Here is a 21903-nt window from a genome sequence, read left to right as displayed (position 1 = left end):
ATCCTGTAGGAGCCGGCTTGCCGGCGAAGCTTTTCAGACCTCGGACTGAGCGCCTTCGAACCAGGCCAGCTTCTCGCGTAGCTGGACCACTTCGCCAACGATCACCAGGGTCGGGGCATGCACTTCGTGTTCCGCCACCAGGGCCGGCAGGTTGGCCAGGGTGCCGGTGAAGACTCGCTGGTTGCTGGTGGTGCCCTGCTGGATCAGGGCGGCCGGGGTGTCGGCGCCCCGACCGTGCTTGATCAGTTGCTCGCAGATAGTCGGCAAGCCCACCAGGCCCATGTAGAACACCAAGGTCTGGGCCGGCGCCACCAAGTCGCTCCAGGGCAGGTTGCTGGTGCCGTCCTTGAGGTGACCGGTGACGAAGCGCACCGACTGCGCGTAGTCGCGGTGAGTCAGGGGAATCCCGGCATAGGCCGAGCAACCACTGGCCGCGGTAATCCCCGGCACCACCTGGAACGCAATGCCGTGGGCCGCCAGTTCTTCGATCTCTTCGCCGCCCCGGCCGAAGATGAACGGATCACCACCCTTGAGACGCACTACACGCTTGCCTTGCTGGGCCAGGGTCACCAATTGCTGGTTGATCTGTTCCTGGGGCACGGCGTGATCGGCGCGACGCTTGCCGACATAGATGCGTTCGGCGTCGCGGCGGCACAGTTCGAGAATCGCCGGCGCCACCAGACGGTCGTAGAGCACCACGTCGGCCTGCTGCATCAGGCGCAGGGCACGGAAGGTCAGCAGGTCCGGATCACCCGGGCCTGCCCCCACCAGATACACCTCGCCCGGCGCATGGGGCGCCTTGCCGGCGATCTTGGCCTGCAACAGACGTTCGGCTTCCGCGCCCTGCCCCGCCAGTTGGCGATCGGCGATGGGGCCCTGGAATACATCCTCCCAGAACGCCCGGCGTTGCTGCACATCCGGAAACAGGCCTTTGACCTGGGCGCGGAAACGCGCCGCCAACCCGGCCAGTTGGCCGTAGGTGGAAGGAATCCAGGTTTCCAGCTTGGCCCGGATCAGCCGCGCCAGCACCGGCGCATCGCCGCCGCTGGAGACTGCGATGACCAGCGGCGAACGGTCGACGATAGCCGGGAAGATCACGCTGCACAGGGCCGGCGCGTCCACCACATTGACCGGGACGCAACGCCGATGGGCATCGGCGGAGACCTGGGCATTGAGGGATTCGTCGTCGGTGGCGGCGATGATCAGGGTGCAGCCGTCGAGGTCAGCCTCGACATACCCGCGCAGCAGGGACTCACCGCCGCTGGCGACGATCAGTTCCTGCAATTGCGCTTCTATTTCAGGTGCGACCACTCGCAGCTGCGCACCGGCATCGGCCAGCAGACGGGATTTGCGCAAGGCAATTTCCCCTCCGCCGACCACCAACACACGACTGCCGCGAAGGTTGTGAAACAGCGGCAGATATTCCATTTAGCCGATGACCTCAAGGCCACCCATGTACGGCTTCAGCACGTCCGGCACACGGATCGAACCGTCGGCCTGCTGATAGTTTTCCAGCACCGCCACCAGGGTACGGCCCACGGCCAGGCCGGAACCGTTAAGGGTGTGCACCAGCTCCGGCTTGCCGGTTTCCGGGTTGCGGAAACGTGCCTGCATACGGCGGGCCTGGAAGTCGCCGCAGTTGGAGCACGAGGAGATCTCGCGGTACTTGTCCTGGCTCGGCACCCAGACTTCGAGGTCGTAGGTCTTGACCGCGCTGAAGCCCATGTCGCCGGTGCACAGGGCCAGTACGCGGTACGGCAGTTGCAGCAGTTGCAGGACTTTCTCGGCGTTGGCGGTCAGGCCTTCCAGGGCCTCCATGGACGTCGACGGCTCGACCACCTGGACCATCTCGACCTTGTCGAACTGGTGCTGGCGGATCATGCCGCGGGTGTCGCGACCCGAGGCACCGGCTTCACTGCGGAAGCATGGCGTGTGGGCGACGAACTTCAGCGGCAGTTGCTTCGGATCGAGGATCTCACCCGCCACGATGTTGGTCAGGGACACTTCGGCGGTCGGGATCAGGTACAGATCGGCTTCGCCTTCGCGAGTGATCTTGAACAGGTCTTCCTCGAACTTCGGCAGCTGGCTGGTGCCCACCAGGGCCGGCGCCTGCACCAGGTACGGGGTGTAGGCCTCTTCGTAGCCGTGCTCGCCGGTGTGCAGGTTGATCATGAACTGCGCCAGGGCGCGGTGCAGACGGGCGATAGGCCCGCGCAACAGGGCGAAGCGCGCGCCGGACAGCTTGGCCGCGGTTTCAAAGTCCAGCCAGCCGTGGGTTTCGCCCAGGGCCACGTGGTCCTTGATCGGGAAATCGAAGGCGGTCGGGGTGCCCCAGCGGCGCACTTCAACGTTGCCGTCTTCGTCTTCGCCGACCGGCACCGATTCGTGAGGCAGGTTGGGAATGCCGAACAGGATCGAGTCCAGTTCGTTCTGGATGTTTTCCAGCTCTACCTTGCCGGAGCTCAGCTCGTTCCCCATGCGCTCAACGTCGGCCATCAGCGGGGCGATGTCTTCGCCGCGTTGCTTGGCCTGGCCGATGGACTTGGAGCGCGCGTTACGTTCAGCCTGCAGTTGCTCGGTGCGGGTCTGCACGGTCTTGCGCTGTTCTTCCAGCGCTTCGATGCGTGCCACATCCAGGGCAAAGCCGCGGGATGCCAGACGATCCGCTACGTCCTGGAGGTTGCTACGTAACAGTTTGGAATCGAGCATGTCGTTCTCTCGTTTATCAAAGTTTGGTCAAGGACAGGCCGGCCCAGGTAGCAAGCAGCCCGCCGAATACACTCAGTGCCGCATAGCCCAGGGCCAGCGCCACTTGTCCGCTTTCCAGCAGACGCACGGTATCCAGTGAAAAGGATGAAAAAGTCGTCAGGCCACCGAGGAAGCCCACTATCAATCCGGCACGCACTTCGATCGGCACTTCCGGACGGATCAGGAACAGTCCGTACAGCACGCCAATCAGCAGGCAGCCCACGATATTAACGGCCAGCGTCGCGGTATAGAAGTGCCGCGGCCAATTGGCGTTGATCCAGTTGCCCGTGGTGAAGCGCAACAGGGTGCCGGCCACACCGCCGGCGGAGACTGCGAGGATCAGGGGGATCAAGGTTTTCTCCGCTGCAGGGGGCTGGCCCGGTCCAGGGCAGCCAGATGCTTGAGCTTCTCGCCGATTTTCAATTCCAGGCCACGGGGCACCGGCTGGTAGAGCGGCAAGGGTTCAAGTTCTTCGGGAAAATAGTCTTCACCGGCAGCGTAGGCATCCGGCTCGTCATGGGCGTAGCGGTATTCATCGCCGTAACCCAACTGCTTCATCAGCTTGGTCGGGGCGTTGCGCAGATGGATCGGCACTTCCAGGGAACCGTGCTCGGCAGCGGCGCGCATGGCGGCCTTGAAGCCCATGTACACGGCGTTGCTCTTCGGCGCACAGGCCAGGTAGGTGATGGCCTGGGCCACCGCCAGCTCGCCTTCGGGGCTGCCCAGGCGCTCCTGCACATCCCAGGCCGCCAAGCACAGGCTCAAGGCCCGCGGGTCGGCGTTGCCGATGTCCTCGCTGGCCATGCGCACCACGCGCCGGGCCAGGTACAGCGGATCGCAACCGCCATCAAGCATGCGTGCAAACCAGTACAGGGCACCGTCAGGGTTGGAGCCGCGCACGGATTTGTGCAACGCGGAAATCTGGTCGTAGAACGCCTCGCCGCCCTTGTCGAAACGGCGGCGGGTATCCCCTAACAGGCTTTGCAACAGATCGACACTGATCTCGCCGCCGTCTTCCGCCAGATCCGAGGCGTTCTCCAGCAGATTGAGCATACGCCGGCCATCGCCATCGGCCGCCGACAGCAGCATCTGGAAGCCTTCATCGCTGAGGCTCAATTGGCGCTTGCCCAGGCCGCGTTCCTCGGTCAGGGCGCGCTGCACCAGGGTGCCCAGGGCCGCTTCATCCAGGCTCTTGAGCACATAGACCCGGGCCCGGGAGAGCAAGGCGTTGTTGAGTTCGAAGGACGGGTTTTCCGTGGTGGCACCGATAAAGATCAGCGTGCCGTCTTCCACGTAGGGCAGGAAGGCATCCTGCTGCGACTTGTTGAAACGATGCACTTCGTCGACGAAAAGGATGGTCCGCCGCCCGTATTGCCCGGCCTGCTGCTTGGCGATTTCCACCGCCTGGCGGATCTCCTTGACCCCGGCCAGCACCGCCGAGACGGTTTCGAAGTGGGCATCCGAGACTTCCGCCAGCAGCCGCGCCAGGGTGGTCTTGCCGACCCCGGGCGGGCCCCAGAAGATCATCGAATGCAGGGCGCCCTGCTCCAGGGCCTCACGCAGCGGCTTGCCCCGAGCCAGCAGGTGCTGCTGACCGACGTACTCGTCCAGGTTGGTCGCACGCAGGCGTGCGGCCAGTGGCTGGGCGATCGGGGCACTACGAAACAGGTCCATGGACTACCTTCGAAACCTTGCGGCTGCGGCTGCTTACTCTTGGATCACATCGGCACCCTTGGGGATGTCGAACTTGAACTTGGACGCTGGGATCGATTCGTTGGCCTTGACCCCGGTGAACAGGATATTGGTGCGCTGGCCAACGCTGTCGATCAACTGCATGTCGTTGATCATGCCGTTGCGAAACGACAGGCGCAGGCTGTCGAACAGAGTGTCGCGGGTTTTCGGCTTGAGGGTGAAGTCCATCACGCCACCGGCCTCCTTGGAGGTGATGTCGAAGCTTTCGCTGATCTTCGACACGTCACCGGAGAGCAGCAAGGCTGGGGTCTGGGTCAGGCGCTGGTCGAGCTTCTTGATGGTCACTTGCTCCAGGTCCGGGTCCCACAGGGAGACTTTCTGGCCGTCGGAAACCATCAGCTGTTCTTGCGGCGCATCGGTGTGCCAGTAGAACAGGCCAGGACGCTGCAGGGACATCTCGCCGGCGGTTTCCTGCAACTGGGTGCCGCTGCCGTCGAGGGTCAACTGGGAGAAACGCGCCGTCAGGGTCTGGGACTTTTCCAGCAACTGGGTCAGGCGCGCCACGTCTTTGGGGTCGGCGTGGGCCGACAAGGTGGTCACAGCCAATACCGGCAGCAGCAACATGCGAATCAGGCGCATGGAATTCCTCATAAATTGGATGGGTATGCGAGCGGCGTGACCTCACGCCGCTGAAAGCGAAACAGGGATCAGTCGCGCATCGGGCCCGGCGCCAGCACTTCGCGGGAGCCGTTGGTGTTCATCGCCGTCACCACTCCGGCCATTTCCATGGCCTCGATCATCCGGGCGGCGCGGTTGTAGCCAATCTTCAGCTTGCGCTGTACCGCCGAGATCGAGGCCCGGCGGCTTTCCAGGACGAACTGCACGGCTTCGTCGTAGAGCGCGTCGGCTTCCGGATCATCACCGTCACCACCGCCGCTGCTGCCTTCGAAACCACTGCCCGCCTCTTCGACACCGTTGAGGATGTCGTCGTTGTATTCCGGCGCGCCGCGCAGTTTCCAGGCCTCCACCACGCGGTGCACTTCATCGTCGGAGACGAAGGCACCGTGGACACGAATCGGCAGACTGGTGCCCGGTGGCATGTAGAGCATGTCACCGTGGCCCAGCAGCTGTTCGGCGCCGCCCTGGTCGATGATGGTCCGCGAGTCGATCTTGCTCGACACCTGGAACGCCATGCGGGTCGGGATGTTGGCCTTGATCAGGCCGGTGATCACGTCCACCGACGGCCGCTGGGTCGCGAGAATCAGGTGGATACCGGCAGCACGGGCCTTCTGAGCGATACGGGCGATCAGTTCTTCGACCTTCTTGCCGACGATCATCATCATGTCGGCAAATTCGTCCACCACCACCACGATGGTCGGCAGCTTGGTCAGCAGCGGCGCTTCGTCGTGGATGCTTTCGCGGTTGTACAGCGGGTCCGCCAGTGGCGTACCGGCTTCAATGGCTTCCTTGACCTTGGCGTTGAAGCCCGAAAGGTTGCGCACGCCCATCTTGGCCATGAGCTTGTAGCGCCGCTCCATCTCCGCCACGCTCCAGCGCAGGGCGTTGGCCGCGTCCTTCATGTCGGTGACCACTGGGCACAGCAGATGCGGAATGCCTTCGTAGATCGACAGTTCGAGCATCTTCGGGTCGATCATGATCAGCTTGGCGTCTTCCGGGCCAGACTTGAACAGGATCGACAGGATCATTGCGTTGACCCCCACCGACTTACCGGAGCCAGTGGTACCTGCCACCAGCAGGTGAGGCATTTTCGCCAGGTCAGTGATGATCGGCTTGCCGCCGATATCGTGGCCCAGGGCCAGGGTGACCGGGGATTTGAAGTTGTCGTATTCCGGGGTCGAGAGCACTTCGGAGAAGCGCACGATCTGCCGGTCTTCGTTGGGAATCTCGATGCCCACGGTGGTCTTGCCGGGAATCACTTCCACCACGCGCACACTGGTCACCGCCAGGGAACGCGCCAGGTCCTTGGCCAGGTTGGCGATACGGCTGACTTTCACCCCGGCCGCCGGCTGGATTTCGTAACGGGTAATCACCGGCCCCGGGTGGATCGAATCCACCGAGACTTCGACGCCGAACTCCTTGAGCTTGATTTCCAGCAGGTGGCCGACTGCCGCCAGGGATTCGGGGGAATAGTTCAGCTGTTTCTTTTCTGCCGGGTCGAGGATCGAGATCGGTGGCAAGGTGCCTTCCACCGCGCTGTCGACGAACAGCGGCACCTGTTTCTCTTTCTGCACGCGCTTGCTGGGCTCCGGCGCCTTGGTGGCGATCGGCGTGATCACTGGCGGCACCTGCTTTTCGCGCTCGGACATGTGCTTGCTCAGGGCCTGCTCGCGCTCGATAAGGCGCTCCTTGACCTTGGCCTGCTCGCGCTTGTCGGCCACGTTCGGGGTCACGACTTCATCGACCCGGGCATCCACTTCGCGCAATTGCGCCACCAGTTGCTTGCGCTCCACGCGCGCATCCCACCAGCGGTTGGCGGCGCCCTGGAACAGTTCGAACAGGTCGAGGGTGATCTTGCCGGTCACGTCCATCACCTTGAACCACGACAGGTCGGTGAACACCGTCAGGCCGAACAGGAACAGGGCAATGAACATCAGGGTGCTGCCCTGCACGTTCAGGGCATTCTTGGCCAGGTCGCCCAGGCTTTCGCCCAGGGCGCCACCGGCACCGGCCGGCAGGCCCGTGGCGGCATGGAAATGGATATGGGCCAGCGCGGCGCCCGACAGCACCAGGAACACCAGGCCGATCAGCCGCCAGGAAAACAGCCAGCCGCTCCACTGCCAGGGCTCATGGCGCTGGCGGAAGATCTGGTAGGTCTTGATCGCCAACAGCAGCGGGAAGATATAGGCGAAGTAACCCAACACCATAAACAGGATATCGGCGCTGTAGGAACCGGCCGGGCCACCGAAGTTCTGCACGTCTTCAATCTTGCTGTTATGACTCCAGCCCGGATCATCTTTCCCATAGGTCAGAAGTGCCATCATCAAGAACAGGCACAGGGCGCCAATGGCGATCAACGCACCTTCCTTGAGCCGGTAGTGCAATTGTTGACGCCAGAGCGGAACAACAGGTTTAGGTGCTGCGGTGGATTTCTTCAAAACGCGTCTTTTCCTGCGCCAAGGGCGCGTCCAACGGGTGATTGACTACAAGATACTGCTCAATCCGAGCAGGTAAATAAAGTTGACCGGCGTAACTGGGGCTACTTTTAACACTCTGCCCCTTGCTTCTGAAACAGTGCAATTCTGAATAAACCCGGTACAGCGTCGTATTGTACGGGTTTGTTCACGCCATGCCACGTCGGAACCCTCCGACCAGCATAGTCAACGGCCTGTTACGCACTGTTCAATTGGAGCATGCATTCTCTTTTGTGACAAAGGCTTATGAGGTGTTTTTATGAACGATGCGAAGCATTCACGCCTGATCATTCTGGGCTCTGGCCCTGCCGGTTACAGCGCTGCCGTCTATGCCGCTCGGGCCAACCTCAAACCGACGGTGATCACCGGTTTGCAAGCCGGCGGCCAACTGACCACCACCACCGAAGTCGACAACTGGCCCGGCGATGTCGAAGGCTTGACCGGCCCGGTGCTGATGGAGCGGATGCAGAGACACGCCGAACGCTTCGACACCGAGATCGTCTATGACCACATCCACACCGCACAGTTGCAGCAGCGGCCGTTTATCCTCATCGGCGACAGCGGCACCTACAGTTGCGACGCGCTGATCATCGCCACCGGCGCCTCGGCGCAATACCTGGGCCTGCCCTCCGAAGAAGCCTTTGCCGGCAAGGGGGTTTCCGCCTGCGCCACCTGCGATGGCTTCTTCTACCGCAATCAGGTGGTGGCCGTGGTGGGCGGCGGCAACACCGCCGTGGAGGAAGCACTGTACCTGTCGAACATCGCCAAAGAAGTGCACCTGGTGCATCGCCGCGACAAGCTGCGAGCCGAGAAGATTCTCCAGGACAAGCTGTTCGACAAGGCCGCCAATGGCAATATCCGCCTGCACTGGAACCAGCACCTGGAGGAAGTGCTGGGCGATGCCAGCGGCGTGACCGGCGCCCGCCTCAAGGACAGCCACAGCGGAGAAACCAAGGATCTGGCACTGGCCGGGGTGTTTATCGCCATCGGCCACAAGCCCAATACCGATCTGTTCCAGGGCCAGCTGGAGATGCGCGACGGCTACCTGCTGGTGCGTGGCGGCAGCGAAGGCAATGCCACGGCCACCGGCATCCAGGGGGTATTTGCCGCCGGCGACGTGGCCGACCACGTCTATCGCCAGGCCATCACTTCGGCCGGCGCCGGCTGCATGGCAGCGCTGGATGCGGAAAAATTCCTCGACGACAACTAAGCCCTCGCCCTACGCTTGTGGCGGGCCCGCAATGGCTCGCCACCGCCCTCCCCTGCCGCAAGTCTGGATACCATGCTGACCTGGTTACAACGCAACACACTCGACTTCCCGCCGCTGGAAAAGGCCATGCGCGAGCCCAATGGCTTGCTGGCCGCGGGCGGAGACTTGTCTGCCGACCGCCTGATCCAGGCCTATCGTCACGGCTGCTTTCCCTGGTTTTCCGAAGGCCAGCCGATTCTCTGGTGGTCCCCCGATCCGCGCACGGTGTTATTCCCGGACGAACTGCATGTCTCCCGCAGCCTGGGCAAACTGTTGCGCAAACAACGCTATCAGGTGACCTTCGATCGGGACTTTGCCGCAGTCATCAGCGCCTGCGCAGCGCCTCGCGCCTATGCCGACGGCACCTGGATCAGCGAAGCGATGCAACGCGCCTACCTGCAACTGCATCAACGCGGCTACGCCCATTCGGTGGAGGTCTGGGATCAGGGAGTGCTGGTGGGCGGCTTGTATGGACTGGCCATGGGGCAGCTGTTTTTCGGCGAGTCGATGTTCAGCCGCGCCGACAATGCCTCGAAATTCGGCTTTGCCACTCTGGTGGAACGCTTGAAGGCGTGGGGATTTGTGCTGATCGACTGCCAGATGCCCACCGAACACCTGCACAGCCTCGGCGCCCGATCCATTTCCCGGCCAGAGTTCGCGAATTACCTGAAACACCACCTGGACCTGCCGAGCCGCGCCATATGGGTTTCCTAGGCGGGTTTGCCGGGGGTGGCTTACACTTAATTGCAAAGCTTATTCCGAGGGTTGACTCATGACCGAGTTGGCGCGCCTGAAGTTCTATGCCACCCAACCCCACTCTTGCAGCTACCTGCCCGACGAACAGGCGACCACTCTGTTCCTCGATCCCAGCCAGCCCATGGACGTGCATGTCTACGCGGATCTGTCGGAAATGGGCTTTCGGCGCAGCGGCGATCATCTGTATCGCCCCCACTGCCAGAACTGCAACGCCTGCGTGCCGGCGCGCATTCCTGCTACACAGTTCCTGCCCAGCCGCCAGCAAAAGCGCATTCTCAAACGCAACAGCGACCTGACCGTACACGCGGCGAAACCCTGCTTCAGCGAAGAGTATTTCGACCTCTACCAGCGCTACATCGAGCAACGCCACGCCGATGGCGACATGTTCCCCCCAAGCCGCGACCAGTTCTCGACCTTCCTGGTTCGAGACCTGCCCTTCTCGCGCTTCTACGAGTTCCGCCTGGACGGCCGCCTGCTGGCCGTGGCGGTCACAGACCTGCTGCCCAATGGCCTGTCAGCGGTCTACACCTTCTATGAACCCGACGAAGAGCGCCGCAGCCTCGGGCGCTTTGCGATCCTTTGGCAAATCGGCGAAACCCTGCGCCTCGGGCTGGATGCGGTGTACCTCGGCTACTGGATCAAGAACTGCAAAAAGATGAACTACAAGACCCAATATCGCCCCATAGAGCTGCTGGTTAACCAGAGATGGGTGATCCTCAACTAGAAGGTCTTGGCTTAAACCCCACTTTTCGGGCACAATGCACGCCGCTTTTGCCTGGCGCAGTTGCACCGGGCCATTCATTGGACACCGAGGGCTTTACTGCATGTCGAAAGAAGACAGCTTCGAAATGGAAGGCACTGTCGTCGACACCCTGCCCAACACCATGTTTCGTGTGGAGTTGGAAAATGGGCACGTCGTAACCGCGCATATTTCCGGCAAGATGCGCAAGAACTACATTCGTATTCTTACCGGTGACAAAGTGCGCGTCGAGCTGACGCCCTATGACTTGAGCAAAGGGCGCATCACTTACCGCGCTCGCTAAGCAAGTCAATACAAGACGCCCGGTTATGCCGGGCGTTTTTGTTCGTCTGCAAAAAAACGTTTCAAACGCCAGATAGCACAAAGGCACCTCCCGGTGCCTTTGGCTGTACTGCTGTGTTATGCGGCGATCAAGCCATTTCCGCCGTGGTCTCGAAATCGAAGGTCAGCTCGCCATCCTTGATGTCGATGTGGACCACACCGCCATGGTCGGACAGCTCGCCAAACAGGATCTCCTCGGCCAGGGGACGCTTGATCTTGTCCTGGATCAAGCGCGCCATCGGACGGGCGCCCATGGTCACGTCGTAACCACCGGCGGCCAGCCAGCTGCGAGCGGCATCGGTCACTTCCAGCTGCACGCGCTTGTCTTCCAGCTGCGCCTGAAGCTCGGTAAGGAACTTGTCCACCACGCTCTTGATCACTTCGTGGCTCAGGCGACCGAACTGGATAATGGTGTCCAGACGGTTGCGGAACTCCGGCGTGAAGCTCTTCTTGATCACTTCCATGGCATCGGAAGAGTGATCCTGATGCGTGAAGCCGATGGAGGCTCGCGCCGCGGTTTCAGCACCGGCGTTGGTGGTCATGATGACGATCACATTGCGGAAATCCGCCTTGCGCCCGTTGTTGTCGGTCAGGGTCCCGTGGTCCATCACCTGCAGCAGCAGGTTGAAGACTTCCGGGTGGGCCTTCTCGATTTCATCGAGCAGCAATACGCAATGCGGCTGCTTGGTGATGGCCTCGGTCAGCAAGCCACCCTGGTCGAAACCGACATAGCCGGGAGGCGCACCAATCAAGCGCGAGACGGTGTGCCGCTCCATGTACTCGGACATGTCGAAGCGTACCAGCTCGATCCCCATGGCCTTGGCCAACTGCCGCGCCGCTTCGGTCTTGCCGACACCGGTAGGACCGGCGAACAGGAAGGAACCGACCGGTTTGTCCGGCGATTTCAGGCCTGCACGGGACAGCTTGATCGCGGTGGACAGCGAATCGATCGCCGCATCCTGGCCAAACACCGTCAGCTTGAGATCGCGCTCAAGATTACGCAGCAGCTCTTTATCGGAACTGGTGACGTGTTTTGGTGGAATCCGCGCGATTTTCGCCACGATGTCTTCGACCTGGGCCACTTCGATGCGCTTCACGCGCTTCTCCGCCGGCTGCAGGCGCTGATAGGCACCTGCCTCGTCGATGACGTCGATGGCCTTGTCCGGCATATGCCGGTCATTGATATAGCGAGAGGCCAATTCTGCAGCGGCACGCAGGGCTTCATCACTGTATTCGATACTGTGATGCTGCTCGAAACGCCCCTTGAGGCCGCGCAGGATGCCAATGGTGTCTTCAACCGAGGGCTCGGACACATCGACTTTCTGGAAGCGCCGCGCCAAGGCCCGGTCCTTCTCGAAAATGCCACGGAACTCCTGGAAGGTAGTCGAGCCGATGCAACGGATATCACCCGAGGACAGCAGCGGCTTGAGCAGGTTCGAGGCGTCCATCACCCCACCGGAGGCCGCACCGGCACCGATGATGGTGTGGATTTCGTCGATGAACAGGATCGCCTGAGGGCGTTTTTTCAGTTCGCCCAGCAGCGCCTTGAAGCGCTTCTCGAAATCGCCGCGGTATTTGGTACCGGCCAGCAACGCCCCGAGATCCAGCGAGTAGACGACGCTGTTGACCAGCAGGTCCGGCACTTGATTGTCGACGATGCGCTTGGCCAGGCCCTCGGCAATCGCGGTCTTGCCCACGCCTGCCTCACCCACCAGCAGCGGGTTGTTCTTGCGCCGGCGCGCCAGGATCTGCGCTACGCGCTCGACTTCCTGCTCGCGCCCTACCAACGGATCAATGCGGCCCTGACGGGCCAACTCATTGAGGTTGCTGGCATAGGCATCCAGAGGATTGCCCGAAGAAGACGACTCACCACCCTCTTCGTCCTGCATATCCTGTTCACCTTCAGAATGATCGCCATGCCCGGGCACCTTGGAGATGCCATGGGCGATGTAGTTGACCACGTCGATACGGGCAACGCTCTGCTGTTTCAGCAGGAACACCGCCTGGCTCTCTTGCTCACTGAAGATTGCCACCAGCACATTGGCACCGGTGACTTCACGCTTGCCCGAGCTCTGTACGTGAAAGACAGCACGTTGCAATACACGCTGGAAACCCAGGGTTGGCTGAGTTTCGCGATCCTCGTCGTGCACGGGAATCAGCGGCGTTGTGGAGTCGATGAACTCCTGCAGGTCGTGCTTGAGTTTGTCGAGGTTTGCTCCGCAGGCACGTAAAACGGTGGCGGCGGCCTCATTATCCAAAAGAGCCAACAGGAGATGCTCGACGGTCATGAACTCATGACGCTTCGAACGGGCCTCCTTGAAGGCGAGATTGAGGGTGACTTCGAGCTCGCGGTTTAACATAGCTTCACCTCATACCCAAGTGGTCGGCGTTAACCGTCCTTCTCGATTTCACAGAGTAGCGGATGCTGGCTTTCCCGGGCGTACTGGTTGACCTGCATGGCCTTGGTCTCGGCGATGTCGCGGGTAAACAATCCACACACTGCCCGCCCTTCGGTATGGACGGCCAGCATGACCTTGGTCGCCAGCTCGCGATTCAGGTTAAAAAACATCTCGAGCACTTCGACGACGAAATCCATCGGCGTGTAGTCATCGTTGAACAAAACCACCTTGTACATCGGCGGCGCCTGGAGAGCAGGCTTAGCCTCCTGTACTGCCAAGCCAGCGGAATCGTCGTCGTGCAAGTCCGGGCGATCCTGATTGAATGTTAGTCGAATCTGGCTGATTGCATGCATGGAAAGAAAGGTTCGTCAGTTGTGCAAATACAGTGGTGGGGGCGCCCTGGAAGGATTTCAACTCCGACCGCCGGGTCAACTTGACTATCGGCAAAACGGTGTTACAACCAATAGGGCCCACATTGGGTAATAAACGTCCGCGGCGTCAACCTTTTTACCAAGCTTGGCGGCGGATGAACTGGATGATACTCCAGTGATGGAGTCTGTTGCAGAGGGATATGAGTATGGCTAGCGGTAAGGTCAAGTGGTTCAACAACGCCAAGGGTTATGGCTTTATTAATGAGGAGGGCAAGACTGACGATCTGTTTGCCCATTACTCGGCCATCGATATGGATGGCTACAAGACCTTGAAAGCCGGACAGGCTGTGAGCTTCGAGATCATCCAAGGGCCCAAGGGCCTGCATGCGATCAAAATCAGCGCGTTGAAGGTGCCCGGCGAAATCGTCACCGCCGAGGCCCAGCCCGAAAGTGCCCTGAGCTGATCCAACCAACATCCAGTCATGAAAAAACCGGCCGACTCAAGGGATTGAGTCGGCCGGTTTGCTTTGGGCGCCGTACAGCTTACATGTGCGAGATCAGCGCATCGCCGAAGGCCGAGGAAGACAGCAGGGTTGCACCGTCCATCAGGCGTTCGAAGTCATAGGTCACGGTCTTGGCCGAGATTGCGCCATTGGTGCCCTTGATGATCAGGTCGGCCGCTTCGGTCCAGCCCATGTGGCGCAACATCATCTCTGCGGAGAGGATCAGCGAACCCGGGTTGACCTGGTCCTTGCCAGCATACTTGGGCGCGGTACCGTGGGTGGCTTCGAACATGGCCACGGTATCGGACAGGTTGGCGCCTGGCGCAATGCCGATGCCGCCCACTTCCGCCGCCAGGGCGTCGGACAGGTAGTCACCGTTGAGGTTGAGGGTCGCGATCACATCGTATTCGGCCGGGCGCAGCAGGATCTGCTGGAGCATGGCGTCGGCGATGGCATCCTTGACGATGACGTTCTTGCCGGTTTTCGGGTTCTTGAACTGCATCCAGGGACCGCCGTCCAGCAGGGTCGCGCCGAACTCTTCGGCCGCCACTTCGTAGGCCCATTCCTTGAAGGCACCTTCGGTGAACTTCATGATGTTGCCTTTGTGCACGATGGTCAGCGAGTCGCGGTCGTTATCCACTACATATTGCAGCGCCTTGCGCGCCAGACGCTTGGTGCCCTGCAGGGAAACCGGCTTGACGCCGATGCCGCAGTTTTCGTCGAAACGGATCTTGGTGACACCCATTTCCTCCTTGAGGAACTTGATGACCTTGGTGGCTTCTGCCGAGCCGGCTTTCCACTCGATGCCGGCGTAAATGTCTTCGGAGTTTTCACGGAAGATGGTCATGTCCACGTCACCCGGCTTCTTCACCGGGCTGGGCACGCCTTCGAACCAGCGCACAGGGCGCAGGCATACATAAAGATCGAGTTGCTGACGCAGGGCCACGTTCAGGGAACGGATGCCACCACCGACCGGAGTGGTCAGCGGGCCCTTGATGGAAACCACGTAATCCTTCACTGCGTCCAGGGTTTCCTGAGGAAGCCAGGTGTCCTGGTCGTACACTTGAGTCGCTTTTTCCCCGGCATACACTTCCATCCAGGAAATCTTGCGTTCGCCGCCGTAAGCCTTCTTAACCGCAGCATCGACAACCTTGATCATGACCGGGCTGATATCAACACCAATACCGTCGCCTTCGATGAAAGGAATAATCGGGTTGTTAGGAACATTGAGAGAATGGTCTGCGTTGACGGTGATTTTGTCGCCGACTGCTGGAACCTGAATCTTCTTGTATCCCATGCTGAACTCCGTTGTGTGGATTGAACATCTGGCTGCGTTCGAGCGTACCCCAGTTGAATCTGGACGGGAACCTCATGTTCCACCCATATGCCGTGAAAGCTGCACAGTTCGCGGCCTACAAGCCTGAAAGCAAAGGGAAAAGTGCCAAAGTAAAGCACCCCGAGCGACTCTACGCCTGCACCCTGCCTGCGACCTTTAGACCAATGGACGAGAACGGGCGCCTATGAAGCATCGGCGTTTTGCTAGCTACCTATGTATAATGCCGCCGCTGACCACAGAGTCACGACGGCCGAACGCTCTGCTACCGACAAAACAAGCCGAGAATGGCCGCCCAAAGCCGGGTTGTTACCGCAGCCCACCCGCTTGACGCTCGACTGATGCACCCAACATCACCGCGAAGAAACCTCGACATTCGGCTCATGGATGACCTTTGAACGAAAGCGCTTACCCGGCGCACCTCGAGTTTCTGCGCACGCTTTAGCAAAGAAGAGAGTTAATCCGAATATGCCCACCCGCTCGAAGATCATCTACACCTTCACCGACGAAGCCCCGGCCCTCGCCACCTATTCCCTGCTGCCTATCGTAGAAGCCTTCACCGCTTCGGCTGATATCGCCGTGGAAACCCGCGACATCTCCCTGGCCGGCCGCATCCTCGCCAGCTTCCCTGAGCAGTTGGGTACCAAAGCGGTGCCGGACCACCTTGCCGAACTGGGCGAGCTGGCGGTCACCCCAGAAGCCAACATCATCAAGCTGCCGAACATCAGCGCCTCGGTCCCGCAACTGCAAGCCGCGATCAAAGAGCTGCAGGCCCAGGGCTATGCGCTGCCGGACTACCCAGAAACCGTGACCTGCGACGCCGACAAAGACGCCAAGGCGCGTTACGACAAGGTCAAGGGCAGCGCCGTGAACCCGGTCCTGCGTGAAGGCAACTCCGACCGCCGCGCTCCGCTGTCGGTGAAGAACTATGCGCGCAAGCACCCGCACAAGATGGGCGCCTGGGCCAAGGACTCCAAGTCCCACGTTGCCCACATGAGCAACGGCGACTTCTACGGCAGCGAAAAAGCCGCCCTGATCGAAGCAGCCGACAGCGTCAAGATCGAACTGATCGCCCTGGACGGCACTGCCACCGTCCTGAAGGAAAAGACCGCCGTGCAAGCCGGCGAGATCCTCGACTGCGCCGTAATGAGCAAAAAGGCCCTGCGCGCCTTCATCGCCGCTGAAATCGAAGACGCCAAGAAGCAAGGCGTACTGCTCTCGGTACACCTCAAGGCCACCATGATGAAGGTCTCCGACCCGATCATGTTCGGCCAGATCGTTGCCGAGTTCTATCAGGATGCCCTGAGCAAGCACGCCACCGTGCTGCAAGAAATCGGCTTCAACCTAAACAACGGCATCGGCGACCTGTACGCCCGCATCAAGGCCCTGCCGGCCGACCAGCAAGCTGCGATCGAAGCCGACATCCAGGCCGTCTACGCTGCCCGCCCTGCCCTGGCCATGGTCAACTCCGACAAAGGCATCACCAACCTGCACGTGCCGAGCGACGTGATCGTCGACGCCTCGATGCCGGCCATGATCCGTGACTCCGGCAAGATGTGGGGCACCGACGGCCAGCTGCACGACACCAAGGCCGTGATCCCGGACCGTTGCTACGCCACTATCTACCAGGCCGTGATCGAAGACTGCAAAGCCAATGGCGCGTTCGATCCGACCACCATGGGCAGCGTGCCGAACGTTGGCCTGATGGCGAAAAAAGCCGAAGAATATGGCTCCCACGACAAGACTTTCGAAATCAAGGCTGACGGCGTGGTTCGCGTCACCGACAGCAAAGGCAGCCTGCTGCTGGAGCAGAAAGTCGAAGCCGGCGACATCTTCCGCATGTGCCAGACCAAAGACGCGCCGATCCAGGACTGGGTCAAACTGGCGGTCAACCGTGCTCGTGCCAGCAGCACTCCGGCCATTTTCTGGCTGGACCCGATGCGTGCCCACGACGGCGTGATGATCGAGAAAGTTCAGGCCTACCTGAAGGATCACGACACCAGCGACCTGGACATCCGCATCATGTCCCCGGTTGAAGCCATGAAGTTCACCCTGGCCCGCACCCGCGACGGCAAGGACACCATCTCGGTGACCGGCAACGTACTGCGCGACTACCTGACCGACCTGTTCCCGATCATGGAACTGGGCACCAGCGCCAAGATGCTGTCGATCGTGCCGCTGATGAACGGTGGCGGCCTGTTCGAAACCGGCGCCGGCGGTTCGGCCCCGAAGCACGTACAGCAGCTGCTGGAAGAGAACTTCCTGCGCTGGGACTCCCTGGGTGAGTTCCTGGCCCTGGCAGCCTCCCTGGAGCACCTGGGCAACACCTACAACAACCCGAAAGCCCTGGTGCTGGCCAAGACCCTGGACCAGGCGACCGGCCAGTTCCTCGACAACAACAAGTCGCCATCGCGCAAGGTCGGCAACATCGACAACCGCGGCAGCCACTTCTACCTGGCGCTGTACTGGGCTCAAGCCCTGGCCGCCCAGACCGAGGACGCTGCCCTGCAAGCGCAGTTCAGCACCCTGGCCAAGACCCTGACCGAGAACGAAGCGACCATCGTCGCCGAGCTCAACGCCGTACAGGGCAAGCCCGTGGACATCGGTGGCTACTACAGCGCCAACCCCGAGCTGGTGAGCCAGGCCATGCGCCCGAGCGCCACCCTCAACGCGGCCATCGCTGCGCTGGTGTAAGCACGAGCGAACACACAAACCCCGGCCCCGCGCCGGGGTTTGTGCTTCTGGCGCCCGCAGCAACCGGCCTGTCGGCGAAAAAGACAGCGCTCGCTTCGCCGGCAAGCCGGCTCCTACAATGCTCACCCTTTATAAAGGAGTGCCTTTATGGAATGGCAACCCCATATCACTGTCGCCACCATCGTCGAGGATCAGGGCCGCTTCCTGTTCGTCGAGGAATACCAGGGCGAACAAGCCGTGCTCAACCAGCCCGCCGGGCACCTGGATGCCAATGAAAGCCTGCTCCAGGCGGCCGTACGCGAAACCCTGGAGGAAACCGGCTGGGATGTGGAGTTGACCGGCGTGGTCGGCATCTACCTCTACACCGCCCCCAGCAACGGCGTGACCTACCAGCGCGTGTGCTTTGCCGCCAAGCCACTGCGCCATCATCCGGACTATCAGTTGGATGACGGCATCATCGGCCCGCGCTGGCTGAGCCGCGAGCAACTGCTGGAGCAACGGGCCAACTGGCGCAGCGAGCTGATCCTGCAGTGCCTGGACGATTACCTGGATGGCCAGTTGCACAGCCTGGCACTGATCCGACCAATGCTTTAACCGCAGTTTTAGCCTTGCAGGCCTCAGCCTGTTAGAATCGCGTCCTTTTTCAAGACACCCGTTGAATTCCTATGCGTGATCCAGCCCCTTCTGATAACCAAAAGAAGCGCGTCATTGTCGGCATGTCCGGCGGCGTGGATTCTTCCGTTTCCGCCCTCCTGCTGATGGAGCAGGGTTACCAGGTGGAAGGCCTGTTCATGAAGAACTGGGAGGAAGACGACGGAACCGAATACTGCACCGCCATGGACGACCTGGCCGACGCCCAGGCCGTGTGCGACAAGATTGGCATCAAGCTGCACACCGCCAACTTCGCCGCCGAATACTGGGACAACGTGTTCGAGCACTTCCTGGCCGAATACAAGGCCGGCCGCACGCCGAACCCGGATATCCTCTGCAACCGCGAAATCAAGTTCAAGGCCTTCCTCGACTACGCCATGATGCTCGGCGCCGACCTGATCGCCACCGGCCACTATGTGCGCCGCCGCGACATCGACGGCCGCACCGAACTGCTCAAGGGCCTGGACCCGAACAAGGACCAGAGCTACTTCCTCCACGCCGTTGGCGGCGAGCAGATCGCCAAGACCCTGTTCCCGGTAGGCGAGCTGGAAAAGCCCGAAGTGCGCGCCATTGCCGAAAAACACGACCTGGCCACGGCGAAGAAGAAAGACTCCACCGGCATCTGCTTTATCGGTGAGCGGCGCTTCAGCGACTTCCTCAAGCAATACCTGCCGGCCCAGCCCGGCGAGATCAAGACCACCGAAGGTGAAGTCATCGGCCGCCATCACGGCTTGATGTACCACACCATCGGCCAGCGTCAGGGCCTGGGCATCGGCGGCCTGAAAGACGCCGGCGAAGAGCCGTGGTACGTGCTGATCAAGGACCTGGAGCACAACGAGCTGATCGTGGGCCAGGGCAATGATCACCCCTGGCTGTTCTCCCGCGCCCTGCTGGCCTCCGACATCTATTGGGTCAACCCCATCGACCTGAGCCAGCCGCGACGCCTGACCGCCAAGGTGCGCTACCGCCAGAGCGACCAGCCCTGCACCCTGGAAAAGACCGCCAACGGCTACCGCGCCACCTTCGACGACCCACAGCGCGCCGTCACTCCCGGCCAGTCCGTGGTGTTCTACGACGGCGAGATCTGCCTCGGTGGCGGCGTGATCGAAGTGGCCGAACCCTGGAGCAGCAAGGACGCCCGTCCATGAGCCCGATTCAGGAACAACTGACGGCGCTGGGCGGTGTATTCCTGGCCGCCGTACTGGTGGACCGGATCGCCAAGACCGGCCAGGTCAGCGAAGCGGCCTTGAGCTGCATGCTCGGCAGCCTGCTGATCCGCGACCCGAAAGACACCCTGGAAGTCTACGGCGGCGACGACATCAACCTGCGCGAGGGTTACCGGGCCCTGATCGGCGCCCTGGAGCGCGACCCCAGCACCCTGCAGCGCGAACCGCTGCGCTACGCTTTGTCGATGCTCGGCCTGGAGCGCCAGCTGGCCAAGCGCGACGACCTGCTGGAGACCATCGGCAAACGCCTGCCGCAGATTCAGTCCCAGGTAGAACATTTCGGTCCAGCCCACGAAAACGTCATCGCCGCGTGCGGCGGGCTGTACCAGGACACCCTGAGCACCCTGCGCCAGCGCATTCAGGTGCACGGCGACATGCGCAACCTGCAGCAGCCCAGCAATGCCTCGAAGATCCGCGCCCTGCTGCTGGCCGGCATCCGCTCGGCACGCCTGTGGCGACAGCTGGGCGGCCATCGCTGGCAACTGGTGATCAGCCGGCGCAAATTGCTCAAAGAGCTTTATCCGTTGATGCGCAGCAGCTGAGCTGCGCCTGATTTTTCAAGAGCTGCGCGTAAGACGCTGGTCAGTTGGCAACGGACCGGCGGATATTTTCATGTATTATACGCGCCCCATTTCGTTGCCCGACTGTCCGAGAACACCCCATGCAGCTCTCTTCGCTCACTGCGGTTTCCCCTGTTGACGGCCGCTACGCCGGCAAAACCCAGGCCCTGCGCCCCATTTTCAGCGAATACGGCCTGATCCGTGCTCGCGTCCTCGTTGAAGTGCGCTGGCTCCAGCGCCTGGCCGCCCACAGCGCCATCAGCGAAGTGCCGGCGTTCTCCGCCGAAGCCAACGCCGTGCTCAATGCCCTGGCAGAGAATTTCTCCCTGGAGCACGCCGAGCGCGTCAAAGAGATCGAGCGCACCACCAACCACGACGTCAAGGCCATCGAGTACCTGCTCAAGGAGCAAGCTGCCAAGTTGCCTGAACTGGCCAACGTCAGTGAATTCATCCACTTCGCCTGCACCAGCGAGGACATCAACAACCTGTCCCACGCCCTGATGCTGCGCGAAGGCCGTGATGAAGTGATGCTGCCGCTGATGCGCCAGACCGCCAACGCCATCCGCGAACTGGCGATCCGTTTCGCCGAAGTGCCGATGCTGTCGCGCACCCACGGCCAGCCGGCCTCGCCGACCACCCTGGGCAAAGAACTGGCCAACGTCGTGTACCGCCTGGAGCGCCAGATCGCCCAGGTCGCTGCCGTGCCGCTGCTGGGCAAGATCAACGGCGCCGTAGGCAACTACAACGCCCACCTCTCGGCCTACCCGGACATCGACTGGGAAGCCAACGCCCGCGCCTTCATCGAAGACGAGCTGGGCCTGGCCTTCAACCCCTACACCACGCAGATCGAGCCGCACGACTACATCGCCGAGCTGTTCGACGCCATCGCCCGCTTCAACACCATCCTGATCGACTTCGATCGCGATATCTGGGGCTACATCTCCCTGGGCTACTTCAAGCAGCGCACCATTGCCGGCGAAATCGGTTCCTCGACCATGCCGCACAAGGTCAACCCGATCGACTTCGAAAACTCCGAAGGCAACCTGGGCATCGCCAACGCCCTGTTCCAGCACCTGGCGAGCAAGCTGCCGATCTCCCGCTGGCAGCGCGACCTGACTGACTCCACCGTATTGCGCAACCTGGGCGTAGGCTTTGCTCACAGCGTGATTGCCTACGAAGCCAGCCTCAAGGGCATCAGCAAACTGGAGCTCAACGCCCAGAAGATCGCTGAAGACCTGGACGCTTGCTGGGAAGTCCTGGCCGAGCCGATCCAGACCGTGATGCGCCGCTACAACATCGAAAATCCGTACGAAAAACTCAAGGAACTGACCCGCGGCAAGGGCATCAGCCCAGAAGCGCTGCAGACTTTCATCGACGGGCTGGACATGCCCGCCGCGGCCAAGGCCGAGCTGAAACAGCTCACCCCGGCCAGCTACATCGGTAATGCCGCAGCCCAGGCCAAGCGCATCTGACCGATTGCTCGACCTT

General features: G+C 61.4%; 19 protein-coding genes. 10 read left to right on the top strand and 9 right to left on the bottom strand.

Translation table 11 applies throughout. The features are described 5' to 3' along the window. Positions 1–33: 33 nt before the first annotated feature. The 6 genes from cysG to BLX41_RS30980 form a co-directional block, all read right to left on the bottom strand. Positions 34–1428 (bottom strand): siroheme synthase CysG, encoded by a 1395-nt coding sequence (cysG, locus tag BLX41_RS31005; RefSeq protein WP_123727940.1) that lies wholly within the window; start codon positions 1426–1428, stop codon positions 34–36. Next, positions 1429–2709, bottom strand: a complete 1281-nt coding sequence (serS, locus tag BLX41_RS31000) for a serine--tRNA ligase (protein WP_123727939.1) — start codon at positions 2707–2709, stop codon at positions 1429–1431. A gap of 16 nt (positions 2710–2725) precedes the next feature. Then, positions 2726–3100, bottom strand: a complete 375-nt coding sequence (gene crcB / locus BLX41_RS30995) for a fluoride efflux transporter CrcB (protein ID WP_016966951.1) — start codon at positions 3098–3100, stop codon at positions 2726–2728. After that, complete coding sequence (locus BLX41_RS30990) at positions 3097–4422, bottom strand: replication-associated recombination protein A (RefSeq protein WP_011062166.1); 1326 nt, start codon at positions 4420–4422, stop codon at positions 3097–3099. Before BLX41_RS30990 ends, crcB begins: the two co-directional genes overlap by 4 nt. A 33-nt stretch (positions 4423–4455) precedes the next feature. Continuing rightward, positions 4456–5079 (bottom strand): outer membrane lipoprotein periplasmic chaperone LolA, encoded by a 624-nt coding sequence (lolA, locus tag BLX41_RS30985; protein ID WP_123727938.1) that lies wholly within the window; start codon positions 5077–5079, stop codon positions 4456–4458. 68 nt (positions 5080–5147) lie between these two features. Next, positions 5148–7556 carry a DNA translocase FtsK gene (locus tag BLX41_RS30980; RefSeq protein WP_123727937.1) on the bottom strand — a complete coding sequence of 803 codons (2409 nt, stop codon included), beginning with the start codon at positions 7554–7556 and terminating at the stop codon, positions 5148–5150. Between the two features lie 295 nt (positions 7557–7851). Here BLX41_RS30980 and trxB point away from each other — a divergent pair, with 295 nt between their 5' ends. From trxB to infA, 4 genes are all read left to right on the top strand, one after another. Next, the gene (trxB, locus tag BLX41_RS30975; RefSeq protein WP_015636286.1) at positions 7852–8802 is read left to right on the top strand and encodes a thioredoxin-disulfide reductase; all 951 of its coding nucleotides are present in this window, start codon (positions 7852–7854) and stop codon (positions 8800–8802) included. Between the two features lie 72 nt (positions 8803–8874). Then, positions 8875–9555, top strand: a complete 681-nt coding sequence (gene aat, locus BLX41_RS30970) for a leucyl/phenylalanyl-tRNA--protein transferase (protein WP_053152680.1) — start codon at positions 8875–8877, stop codon at positions 9553–9555. Between the two features lie 58 nt (positions 9556–9613). Next, positions 9614–10321 carry an arginyltransferase gene (locus BLX41_RS30965; RefSeq protein WP_015636288.1) on the top strand — a complete coding sequence of 236 codons (708 nt, stop codon included), beginning with the start codon at positions 9614–9616 and terminating at the stop codon, positions 10319–10321. A gap of 100 nt (positions 10322–10421) precedes the next feature. Next, on the top strand, positions 10422–10640 hold the full coding sequence (infA, locus tag BLX41_RS30960) for a translation initiation factor IF-1 (RefSeq protein ID WP_002553999.1): 219 nt from the start codon (positions 10422–10424) through the stop codon (positions 10638–10640). 127 nt (positions 10641–10767) lie between these two features. On the opposite strand, the gene clpA is transcribed toward infA, so the two are convergent. Together clpA and clpS are read right to left on the bottom strand one after the other, a co-directional pair. Next, the gene (clpA, locus tag BLX41_RS30955; RefSeq protein ID WP_011062172.1) at positions 10768–13038 is read right to left on the bottom strand and encodes an ATP-dependent Clp protease ATP-binding subunit ClpA; all 2271 of its coding nucleotides are present in this window, start codon (positions 13036–13038) and stop codon (positions 10768–10770) included. Between the two features lie 29 nt (positions 13039–13067). After that, positions 13068–13430: an ATP-dependent Clp protease adapter ClpS gene (clpS, locus tag BLX41_RS30950; RefSeq protein WP_011062173.1), complete on the bottom strand. Its 363-nt coding sequence runs from the start codon at positions 13428–13430 to the stop codon at positions 13068–13070. Between the two features lie 218 nt (positions 13431–13648). On the opposite strand from clpS, the gene cspD reads away from it, so the two are divergent. Next, positions 13649–13912 carry a cold shock domain-containing protein CspD gene (gene cspD / locus BLX41_RS30945; protein WP_019092905.1) on the top strand — a complete coding sequence of 88 codons (264 nt, stop codon included), beginning with the start codon at positions 13649–13651 and terminating at the stop codon, positions 13910–13912. A 79-nt stretch (positions 13913–13991) separates the two neighbouring features. On the opposite strand, the gene icd is transcribed toward cspD, so the two are convergent. After that, positions 13992–15248: an NADP-dependent isocitrate dehydrogenase gene (gene icd, locus BLX41_RS30940; protein WP_011062175.1), complete on the bottom strand. Its 1257-nt coding sequence runs from the start codon at positions 15246–15248 to the stop codon at positions 13992–13994. Positions 15249–15752: 504 nt separating this feature from the next. Between icd and BLX41_RS30930 the strand changes: the two genes are divergently transcribed. From BLX41_RS30930 to purB, 5 genes are all read left to right on the top strand, one after another. After that, positions 15753–17978: an NADP-dependent isocitrate dehydrogenase gene (locus tag BLX41_RS30930; RefSeq protein WP_123727936.1), complete on the top strand. Its 2226-nt coding sequence runs from the start codon at positions 15753–15755 to the stop codon at positions 17976–17978. Between the two features lie 147 nt (positions 17979–18125). After that, positions 18126–18572: an NUDIX hydrolase gene (locus BLX41_RS30925; protein ID WP_011062177.1), complete on the top strand. Its 447-nt coding sequence runs from the start codon at positions 18126–18128 to the stop codon at positions 18570–18572. A 71-nt stretch (positions 18573–18643) separates the two neighbouring features. After that, a complete protein-coding gene (mnmA, locus tag BLX41_RS30920; protein WP_015636291.1) occupies positions 18644–19777 on the top strand; it encodes a tRNA 2-thiouridine(34) synthase MnmA in 1134 nt (377 codons plus the stop codon). Then, on the top strand, positions 19774–20397 hold the full coding sequence (gene hflD / locus BLX41_RS30915) for a high frequency lysogenization protein HflD (RefSeq protein ID WP_011062179.1): 624 nt from the start codon (positions 19774–19776) through the stop codon (positions 20395–20397). The genes mnmA and hflD overlap by 4 nt, the downstream gene beginning before the upstream one ends. A 119-nt stretch (positions 20398–20516) precedes the next feature. Next, positions 20517–21887, top strand: coding sequence for an adenylosuccinate lyase (gene purB, locus BLX41_RS30910; protein ID WP_019092906.1), 1371 nt, complete (start codon positions 20517–20519; stop codon positions 21885–21887). Positions 21888–21903: the final 16 nt, after the last annotated feature.

This window comes from Pseudomonas protegens (genome assembly GCF_003732485.1).
Classification (GTDB): Bacteria; Pseudomonadota; Gammaproteobacteria; order Pseudomonadales; family Pseudomonadaceae; genus Aquipseudomonas; species Aquipseudomonas protegens_B.
The sequence above is the reverse complement of the archived record's forward strand: the minus strand, read 5'-3'. Positions and strand labels throughout refer to the sequence as shown.